This is a genomic window from Streptomyces sp., from assembly GCF_031178505.1.
GTDB classification, from domain to species: Bacteria; Actinomycetota; Actinomycetes; order Streptomycetales; family Streptomycetaceae; genus Streptomyces; species Streptomyces gulbargensis.
This window is the reverse complement of the sequence record NZ_JAPSIW010000235.1, coordinates 1-8,915: the sequence shown is the minus strand read 5'-3', so window position 1 is coordinate 8,915 and position 8,915 is coordinate 1. Positions and strand designations below refer to the sequence as shown.

The 8,915-nt window shown below is 75.3% G+C and carries 9 protein-coding genes; 4 read left to right on the top strand and 5 right to left on the bottom strand.

What is annotated here, in order from left to right; all coding sequences use genetic code 11:
- Window positions 1-275 precede the first annotated feature (275 nt).
- The gene (locus RIF68_RS17320) at window positions 276-1,496 is read left to right on the top strand and encodes a S8 family peptidase (protein ID WP_309052175.1); all 1,221 of its coding nucleotides are present in this window, start codon (window positions 276-278) and stop codon (window positions 1,494-1,496) included.
- A gap of 81 nt (window positions 1,497-1,577) precedes the next feature.
- Here the strand turns inward: RIF68_RS17320 and mgt are convergent, their stop codons facing one another.
- A complete protein-coding gene (gene mgt, locus RIF68_RS17315; RefSeq protein WP_309052174.1) occupies window positions 1,578-2,777 on the bottom strand; it encodes a macrolide-inactivating glycosyltransferase in 1,200 nt (399 codons plus the stop codon).
- A 165-nt stretch (window positions 2,778-2,942) separates the two neighbouring features.
- Between mgt and RIF68_RS17310 the strand changes: the two genes are divergently transcribed.
- Entirely contained in the window at window positions 2,943-3,929 is a 987-nt protein-coding gene (locus RIF68_RS17310; protein WP_309052173.1) for a serine/threonine dehydratase, read from the top strand.
- A gap of 204 nt (window positions 3,930-4,133) precedes the next feature.
- On the opposite strand, the gene RIF68_RS17305 is transcribed toward RIF68_RS17310, so the two are convergent.
- Both RIF68_RS17305 and RIF68_RS17300 read right to left on the bottom strand, forming a co-directional pair.
- Complete coding sequence (locus RIF68_RS17305) at window positions 4,134-4,517, bottom strand: hypothetical protein (protein WP_309052172.1); 384 nt, start codon at window positions 4,515-4,517, stop codon at window positions 4,134-4,136.
- A complete protein-coding gene (locus RIF68_RS17300; RefSeq protein ID WP_309052171.1) occupies window positions 4,493-4,723 on the bottom strand; it encodes a hypothetical protein in 231 nt (76 codons plus the stop codon). The genes RIF68_RS17305 and RIF68_RS17300 overlap by 25 nt, the downstream gene beginning before the upstream one ends.
- 377 nt (window positions 4,724-5,100) lie before the next feature.
- Between RIF68_RS17300 and RIF68_RS17295 the strand changes: the two genes are divergently transcribed.
- Window positions 5,101-5,859 (top strand): NPP1 family protein, encoded by a 759-nt coding sequence (locus tag RIF68_RS17295; RefSeq protein ID WP_309052170.1) that lies wholly within the window; start codon window positions 5,101-5,103, stop codon window positions 5,857-5,859.
- A 60-nt stretch (window positions 5,860-5,919) separates the two neighbouring features.
- On the opposite strand, the gene RIF68_RS17290 is transcribed toward RIF68_RS17295, so the two are convergent.
- A complete protein-coding gene (locus tag RIF68_RS17290; protein WP_309052169.1) occupies window positions 5,920-6,321 on the bottom strand; it encodes a hypothetical protein in 402 nt (133 codons plus the stop codon).
- 98 nt (window positions 6,322-6,419) lie between these two features.
- Here RIF68_RS17290 and RIF68_RS17285 point away from each other — a divergent pair, with 98 nt between their 5' ends.
- The gene (locus tag RIF68_RS17285) at window positions 6,420-7,427 is read left to right on the top strand and encodes a DJ-1/PfpI family protein (RefSeq protein ID WP_309052168.1); all 1,008 of its coding nucleotides are present in this window, start codon (window positions 6,420-6,422) and stop codon (window positions 7,425-7,427) included.
- On the opposite strand, the gene RIF68_RS17280 is transcribed toward RIF68_RS17285, so the two are convergent.
- A partial coding sequence (locus tag RIF68_RS17280; protein ID WP_309052167.1) for a SpoIIE family protein phosphatase occupies window positions 7,405-8,915 on the bottom strand: 1,511 nt, incomplete at its 5' end. The two genes, RIF68_RS17285 and RIF68_RS17280, sit on opposite strands and share 23 nt — an antisense overlap.

The following is an 8,915-nucleotide window of genomic DNA, read 5'->3' as shown; positions in this document are numbered from 1 at the left end:
CCGGGTTCCGCCCCCTAGGGGGTGGAACCCGGCCACCGTAGCAGCCCGTTCGCGCCACCGTGCGGGCGTTCGACGGGGATTCGATTGCAGAGTTGTGGCAGATGCATGACAAGGATTCAACTCCCTTGATCGGCGCGGCCGATGAGGCCAGGCTGCTGATCACGCCGAGCGCGGCCCCACCGCTCCCGGCCGTGTGTGTGAACCCCACGCACACCCCCCACAGCCGTGCCGCCCCACCCCGGGGGCACGGCGCCCAGGAGGAGGAAACCCTCGTCATGGCACTCCCTCAGCGCACCCCGGCCCGCCTCGCCGCCACGGCGTCCCTCGCGACCGCCGCCGCACTGCTCGGTACCTTCGCCGCCCTTCCCGCCCAGGCGGCCCCCGCTCCCGCCGAGGGCACCGTCCTCGCGGCCGGTGCCGCCGACGCCGTGCCCGGCAGCTACATCGTCACCCTGAAGCAGGACGCGGGCTTCAAGTCCTCCTCCGCCCAGGGGCGGAAGCTGATAGCCCGCTACGGCGGCACGGTCGGCAAGACCTTCGGCGCCGCCCTGAACGGCTACACGGCCACCCTCGACGCGACCGAGGCCCGCAGGCTGGCCGCCGACCCGGCCGTCGCCTCCGTCGAGCAGAACCGGCTCGTCCGCGCCGACGCGACCCAGACCAACGCCCCCTGGGGCCTGGACCGGATCGACCAGGCGAACCTGCCGCTGAACGGCACCTACACGTACCCCGACAGCGCCGGCGCGGGCGTCACCGCGTACGTCATCGACACCGGCGTCCGAATCAGCCACGGCGAGATCGCCGGCCGGGCCGTGAACGGCTACGACGCCGTCGAGGGCGACACGGTCGCCCAGGACGGCAACGGGCACGGCACGCACGTCGCCACGACCATCGCCGGCAAGACGTACGGCGTCGCCAAGGCCGCGAAGATCGTCGCCGTCCGCGTCCTCGACAACAACGGCTCCGGCACCACCGCCGGTGTCATCGCGGGCATCGACTGGGTGACGTCCCACCACACGGCGGGCGCGCCCGCCGTCGCCAACCTCTCCCTCGGCGGCGGCGCCTCCACCACCCTCGACAACGCGGTGAAGAGGTCGATCGCGGACGGCGTGACCTATGCCGTCGCCGCCGGCAACTCCGGCGTCAACGCCTCCTCCACCTCTCCCGCCCGCGTCCCCGAGGCGATCACCGTGGGCGCCACCAACAGCTCCGACGCCAAGGCCAGCTGGTCCAACTACGGGTCCGTGCTCGACATCTTCGCCCCCGGCGTGTCGATCACGGCGGGCTGGCACACCGGTGACACCGCCACCAACACCATCTCCGGCACCTCGATGGCCACCCCGCACGTGGCCGGTGCCGCCGCCGTCCACCTGGCCGGCCACCCCACCGCCACTCCGGCCCAGGTCGCCTCCGCCCTCGTCAACGGCTCCACCCCGAACAAGGTGACCAGCCCCGGCAGCGGCTCCCCGAACCGCCTGCTGCGGCTCGTCCCGTAACCACCGCGCCGGCACCCTGACCGGCACGCGCACGGGGGCAGCCCCGGAGGCCGTACGCGCCTCCGGGGCTGCCCCCTTCTGTCACCGGCCCGGGAGTTCCGCCTCGACGAGGTCGGCGGCCCGCCGCGTACCGCCCTCCGCCGCCATCTCCCGCCGGACCTCGGCGGCGCGGCGCGCGACCGCGGGGTCGGAGACGAGGGCGAGCACGGCCTCGCGCAGGCGTTCCGGCGTGACCTCGTCCATCGGCAGCTGCCGGGCGACCCCCAGCGACTCCAGCATCGCGGCGTTGCTGAACTGGTCGGTGGCCTGCGGCACGGCGACCATGGGCGTGGCGGTCGCCAGCCCCTCCTGACTGCCCCCCGCCCCGGCGTGCGTGACGAACGCGTCCGCCTGCCTCAGCACCGACAGTTGCGGCACCCAGGAACGGACCTCGACGTTCTCCGGGACGTCGCCCAGCTCCCCGGGGGTGACGAACTTCCCGATCTGCAGGACGACGTGCCAGCCCGGAAGATCCCCGAAGGCCTCCACGCAGGCCCGGTAGAAGACGGGCTGCTTGGTGAAGGCGGATCCCAGGGAGACGAGGAGCACCTTCTCCGCGCCCGCCGGACGCGTCCACGTCCCCTGTTCGGACCGGTCGCCCTGGCAGGCGCCGACGAAGGTGTACACCGAGGGGTCCACCCGGTCGGCGTGCGGCTGCAGGGCCCGGGGAATGAGCACCACCGCGCGGCGCGGGCGCGCGATCAGCCGGTCGGGGTGGGTGTCGACGCCGTGCTGGGCGAGCCACGCCGCGAAGCGCCCGTAGTAGGCCTTGCCGCGCGGCGATGCCTTGAGCTCGGCGAGCATCGGCTCCGCCACCTCCTCCTCGTACCCCTCCCAGGGCACGAGGTTGGGCCAGAGCGCGAGGGCGGGCACACCCCAGCCATGGGCGAGGACGGGCGCCGGGTACGAGGTGATGTCGTGCAGCACCAGATCCGGCCGGTCGTCCTCGAAGGCCCGGGCGAGCTGGGGCAGCGCCTGGATCGCGTCGGCGAGGAAGGGCTCGATGTGGTCGATCAGTTCGGTGCCCCAGGCGTCCGGGTCGTCGTCCGTCGGGAGGGTGGAGGTGTACACGACGGGCGTGGCACCGGTCGCGGCGACCTTCTCGGCGAAGGAGGCGGGGATCGCGTAGCTGACCCGGTGTCCCCGGGCGACCAGCTCGCGGATGACCTCCTGGCTGGGGTTCACGTGCCCGTGGGCGGCGATGGAGAACATGGCGATGTGGGCGGGGGAAGTCGTGGTCATGCGCACCACTGTAAGTGAGACGGAACGTCTCGTCTAGCGAGTTCGCCGGTGCCGGTACCGGCCCCTTCCGCCCTCCGGCGATCATTGAAAGGATCACCTTGGGTCCGGGCCGTCACCGCGTGGCCGCCCGGCCCTCCGCCCGCGCAGTCACCCGAGGAGCAGCAGGTGCACACCCTCACGTACGCCGACGTCAAGGCGGCCGGTGACCGGATCGCCGGTCACGTCCGCCCGGTCGCCCTCACGCCCGCCGAGCCCCTCGGCCGCGCCGGCGCCACCCTCCACCTGGCACTGGAACTCATGCAACACACCGGCTCGTTCAAGGCGCGCGGGGCGCAGAACTTCCTCCTCGCCCACCGGGAGGAGGGCACCCTGCCCGCCGCCGGCGTCACCATCGCCTCCGGCGGCAACGCGGGCCTCGCCTGCGCCTGGGCGGCCCGCAGCCAGGGCGTCCGTGCCACCGTCTTCCTGCCCGTCACCGCCCCGAAGGTGAAGGTGGAGCGGCTGCGCGGTTACGGTGCCGACGTCCGCCTCACGGGCACCGAGTACGCCGAGGCGCTGGCCGCCTGCGAGGCGTTCTCGGCCGAGACCGGGGCGCTCGCCTCGCACGCCTACGACCACCCGCTGATCGCCGCCGGCGCCGGCACCCTGCTGGAGGAGATCCACCGGCAGGTGCCCGGGCTCGACACCGTCGTCGTCGCGGTCGGCGGCGGGGGCCTCTTCGCCGGGGTGGCCGCCGCCGCCCGCCACCACGGCATCCGCACCGTCGCCGTCGAACCCGAGAACTGCCGGGCCCTCGACGCCGCCGTGCGGGCCGGTCACCCCGTGGACGTGCCCGTCGACTCGGTGGCCGCCGACTCCCTCGGTGCCCGCCGTGCCTCCGCCGCCGCCCTGTGGGCCGCCCGGCAGGACGGTGCCCGCACCGCCCTCGTCGCCGACGACGCGATCGTCCGCGCCCGCCGCGCCCTGTGGGACGACCGCCGCCTCGCCGTCGAACACGCCGCCGCCACGGCCCTGGCCGCCCTCGCCCCCGAGGGCGACGCGGCGCGGCCGGACGCCGGCGGGTACCGGCCCGCCCCCGGCGAGAGGGTCTGCGTCGTCCTCTGCGGCGCCAACACCGACCCGTCCGATCTCATGGACGCGCCGGCGGTCTGAGCCGACGGCCCGCGGGGCGGTGGCCCGGCGGTGCCGGCGCGGCGGCATGAGCAGCCGGGGCGGCTCGCCCGTCCGGTTCTGATCGCCGGGCCGCAGGCCCGATCCGGCCCGGTCGGCCCGCTCCATGGTGACCATCGGGGCGGGGCCGCCCCCGGTGCGGAGGGCGGCCCCGGCGAACCGCTCGCCCCCCGGCGGTCCGGGCCTTCAGCGTGTCGGTGACGTGCCGGGCGCCCTCGGCCGACGCGGTGAGGCGCACGGCCGTTCCTGCGACGAGCCGTCGGCGCCGGCCCGGGCGCCGATCGCGAACAGGGTGAGACCCGGAGGGTTCCGGTCCGGCCGCGTGCCGTGGAAGGTGGCGGTGAACACGTCCTCGCCGAGGCCGCGGACGACGGACCGGTACGCCGGATCGTCGGCGACCGAACGCTCCGGGGCCGCCGGTGGCGGCAGGGCGTTCTCCGGACCCGCCGTGAAGGAGCGGACGCCCTCGGGGACCGCCGTCCGCGCGGGCCCGTCGCGCAACAGGGTCCCGCCCTCGGTCCGCTCCTCCTTCCGGCCCCGTTTCGTCAGCGCGGCCGTGACGGCGGCCACGTCGAAGCGCCCCGTGAGACGGCCGGCCCGGGCGTGATGTGCACGGAGGTCTCCACGTCGGCCGCGTCGAAGCCGTGGGCCGCGCGCGGCGACCCGCCGTCGTACCGCGCGTGCGCCGGCTCCGGGATCCCGAACCCGTCCAGGCCACCGTACAGTTCCTCGTCCGCGCCGAGGAGTGTCCGCACCGAGGAGTCGCCGGGCCTCACGCCCGTCCGCGTACGTCAGCGTGACCTCCCCGCGTCCGCGGGAACGCCGTCCAGGGCGGCCGGGAGCACGCCCGCGGAGCCGCCCCCTCCGGTTCCGCCCGCATTCCCCCGGGATCCGTGTCGGCGCCGCAGGCCGCGAGGCCCACCGTGAGGGCCGCGGCGAGCACCGCCGCCGCGACCGCGCGCCCCGTCCGCCGGTCGTGCCGAGCCGTCCTCGTCTCCCTCGTCCCGCGCTCACGCCGTCGGGAGGAGTCTGCCGTCGCGGGTTCCAGCCGTGCGCGAGCCGTCCCGCGATTGGACCGGGATGAGGTGGGCATGTCAGTGCCTGGTGCCGCCGACACCGGCGCACCCCGGACCAGGAAGACGTGGGGGAAACCATGCGGAACCGTGCCAGGGGGACGCTCGTCCTCGCCATGACCCTCGCGCTGCTCGGCGCCGCGCCGGGCAGCGCCCTCGCCGCCCCGCCCCCGGCGCTCCCCGCCGCGGCGGACCCGCTGGAAGAGACGTACCAGCCCGCCTACGACTACGACACCGACGGCTGCTACCCGACCCCGGCCGTCGGAGTGGACGGGACCGTCAACGGCGGCCTCAACCCCTCCGGCGCGCTCAACGGCCAGTGCCGCGACGCCTCGGACCTCGCCAACACCAACGGATACGCCCGCCACAAGTGCAACAACGGCTGGTGCGGCGTCCTGTACGGCCTCTACTTCGAGAAGGACCAGGCCGTCGCCGGCAGCGGTCTCGGCGGCCACCGCCACGACTGGGAGCACGTGGTCGTCTGGATCCACGAGGGTCGCGCCCGGTACGTCGCCACCTCCGCCCACGGCCGGTTCGACGTCCACCCGAGCGACCGCGTCCGCTGGGACGGCACCCACCCCAAGATCGTCTACCACAAGGACGGCTGGAGCACGCACTGCTTCCGTCTCGCGGGCGGCAACGACGAACCGCCCGAGAACCACCGGGGGACCTGGCAGTTCCCGAGCCTCGTCGGCTGGAACGGCTACCCGCCCGGCGTCCGCGAGAAGCTCGTCCAGGCCGACTTCGGCAGCGCCGTCTTCGGCCTCAAGGACGGCAACTTCGCCGCCCACCTGGCCAAGGCCCTCCCCGCGGGCATCCCCTTCGACCCGTACGCCTGACCCCGGGCCCGGCGCCCGCCCGCCCGGGTCCGCCGAGCGCCGGGCCCGGGCGGCGCGCCGTCACGCCAGGAGCGCGATCGCCAGCGCCCCGGAGGCGTCCACCACCCCGCACCACTCCGCCCAGGCCCGCGGTACGACCGCTCCCGAGCGGAGATGGACGACGTCCCAGACGGCGTGGCCCAGCCAGCCCGCCGCCACCACGTACAGCGCGAGCGGCACGGAGACGGACAGCGCGAGAAGCGCCACGGCCGTGAAACCGGCGAGCCCGAGGAGTTGCACGCGCAGCGCCCGCCGCCGGCGCAACTCCCCGCGCAGCGCGCCGAACACCAGGTAGCAGACGGGCATGGCGACGAGGAGGGAAGCCAGGAACCGGGCCGGCGGCACGCCGTCGGCAAAGGTCACGACGGCCAGGGCGAGAGCCAGGAACGTGGGCCACCGGTGGGCGAGTCGGTCGATCGTCATGCCCTCACTGTCCCCACCCGCCCGTCCCGCGCCGAGGCCGGCACCGAACGGTGTCCGCCTCCTTGGGGTACACGTCCTTCCGCCGTAGGGTCCCGCCCATGGGGGAACGCCTGATCGTGGTCGTCGGGTACGCGGCGGCCGAGCTGCTGGACATCGCCTGCGTCACCACGGGCTTCGCGGCGGCCAACGGGATCGGCGAACCCGCCGTCCCCTACCGGGTCCGCGTGGCCGGCCCCGGGGGTGGCGCCATCCGCTGCGACTCGGGGCTCCTTCTCGGCAGCGACGAAGCCCTCGAACGGGTCAGGGGCCCGCTCGACACCCTCGTCGTCTCCGGCGGCACCGGCGTCGAAAGGGCCGCCGCGGACCCGCGCCTCGTCGCCCACGTCCGCCGCCTGGCCCGGGAGAGCCGGCGCGTCGCCTCCGTCTGCACGGGAGCGGGAGTGCTCGCCGCCGCCGGGCTCCTCGACGGACGCCGGGCCACCACCCACTGGCGGTACGCGCCCCTGCTCGCGGCCCGTCACCCGGAGATCACCGTCGACCCCGCCCCGATCCACACGCGCGACGGCAACGTGTACACGGCGGCGGGCATCACCAGCGCCCTCGACCTCACCCTCGCCTTCATCGAGGAGGACCACGGCCCCGACCTGGCCCGCGAGGTCGCCCGCCACCTGGTCGTCCACCTCCAGCGACCGGGGAACCAGGCGCAGATGAGCCTGTTCACCGCGGCGCCCCCGCCCCGCGACGCCCTGGTCCGCACCCTCGTCGACCACATCACGGCCCACCCCGACCACGACCTCGGCACGGCGGCCCTGGCCGCCCTGGCGGGAGTGACCCCCCGTCACCTCACGCGCCTGTTCACCGAGCACCTCGGCCGCTCACCCGGACGGTACGTCCGTGACGTCCGCACCGAGACCGCCGCTCAGCTCCTCGCCTCCACCACGCTCACGATGCCGGCCGTCGCCGCGCGCTCCGGCTTCGGATCCGCCGAGTCCCTTCGGCAGGCGTTCACCGAGCGGTACGGCACCCCGCCCTCCCGTTACCGGGCGGCCGTACGACCCCGCGCGGACGGCGTGACGGCCCGGCTCACAGAGCGGCCGGAGGAGTGACCGAACTGCCCCCCGACGGGTCCGGTCCGGGTACGTCGGCCGGCTCGCCCGGGATGTCCTGCTCGCTCCAGATGGTCTTGCCGCTGGCCGTGTACCGGCTGCCCCAGCGGGCACTCAACTGCGCGACCAGATAGAGCCCCCGGCCGCCCTCGTCGGTCAGGCGCGCCCGCCGCATCCGGGGGTGGGTGGCGCTCGGGTCGGAGACCTCGCACGTCAGCCGGCCGGCGCGGATCATGCGTACCTCCACGGGGCCTCCGGTGTAGCGGATGGCGTTGGTGACGAGCTCGCTGACCACGAGTTCGGTGGTGAACGCCAGCTCGTCCAGGCCCCAGGCGGTCAGCTGCCGGGCGGCCCGCTCCCGGATCTCCGCGACGGCGGCCGGTTCCGGCTCCACCGGCCAGGTGGCCGTGTTCTCCGGGGACACCGCGTGCGTACGGGCGAGGAGCAGCGTCACGTCGTCCGTGAGCGGCTGCCCGGGGCGGCGGGAGACGAGGGCGTGGCCCAGCGCGCGCAGCGGCGTCTCGTCGGTGACGTGCGCGTCGGCGAGGTGGTCCCGGAGCCGCGCCAGTCCCGTGTCGAGCCCCTCGCCGTCGCCCGTGACGAGGCCGTCGGTGAACAGCGCGAGGACCGACCCGCGTTCCAGCACCACCTCGGCCGTCTCGAAGGGCACACCGCCCGTACCGAGGGAGGGGCCGGGCTCCAGCGGCACGTACGCCACCGTCCCGTCCGGGGCTCTGACCGCCGGCGGCGGATGCCCCGCCGACGCCAGCGTGCAGCGCCGCGACACCGGGTCGTACACGGCGTACAGGCAGGTGGCGCCCAGCGGGCCGGGGCCGGCCCCGATGGCCGGTTCGGGGTCCCCGGGACGGCCGGGCTCCCCGGCGGCAGCGGACGGCCCGTCGTCCGGCCGCCCGCCCCCGCCGGCGGCGCCGTCGTCGTACCGGTCCACGCGGTCCGGAGCCGCGGTCTCCACCCGCAGCTGGGACACGAGATCGTCGAGGTGGACGAGGAGTTCGTCCGGTTCCAGGTCCAGATCGGCCAGGGTGCGGACGGCGGTCCGCAGCCGCCCCATGGTCGCGGTCGCGGTGAGACCGTGGCCGACGACGTCCCCGACGACCAGCGCGACCCGCGCCGAGGAGAGCGGGATGACGTCGAACCAGTCACCGCCGACACCCGTCCCCGTGTCGGCCGGCAGATAGACGCCCGCGGTGCTCACCGCGACCGTCTCGGACTGCGAGGGCGGCAGGAGACTGCGCTGGAGCTCCACGGCGGCCCGGTGCTCGCGGGTGTAGCGCCGGGCGTTGTCCAGCGCGAGGCCCGCGTGGATGGCGATCTCGCGCAGCAGGTCCAGATCGGCCGGCTCGTAGGGATGCGCTCCGGACCGCCGGTGGACGGTGACCCGGCCGAGCACCACGCCCCGGGCGCGCAGCGGAGCGCTCATCGTGTACGCGGGGGAGGGGAGCGTCCCGGTCACCGACCGCGCGCCGT

What these genes read in the sequence shown, in the direction of transcription:
- RIF68_RS17320 (WP_309052175.1), top strand. Translation starts at nt 276, where the DNA reads ATGGCACTCCCTCAGCGCACCCCGGCCCGCCTCGCCGCCACGGCGTCC.
- mgt (WP_309052174.1), bottom strand. Translation starts at nt 2,777, where the DNA reads ATGACCACGACTTCCCCCGCCCACATCGCCATGTTCTCCATCGCCGCC.
- RIF68_RS17295 (WP_309052170.1), top strand. Translation starts at nt 5,101, where the DNA reads ATGCGGAACCGTGCCAGGGGGACGCTCGTCCTCGCCATGACCCTCGCG.
- RIF68_RS17290 (WP_309052169.1), bottom strand. Translation starts at nt 6,321, where the DNA reads ATGACGATCGACCGACTCGCCCACCGGTGGCCCACGTTCCTGGCTCTC.
- RIF68_RS17285 (WP_309052168.1), top strand. Translation starts at nt 6,420, where the DNA reads ATGGGGGAACGCCTGATCGTGGTCGTCGGGTACGCGGCGGCCGAGCTG.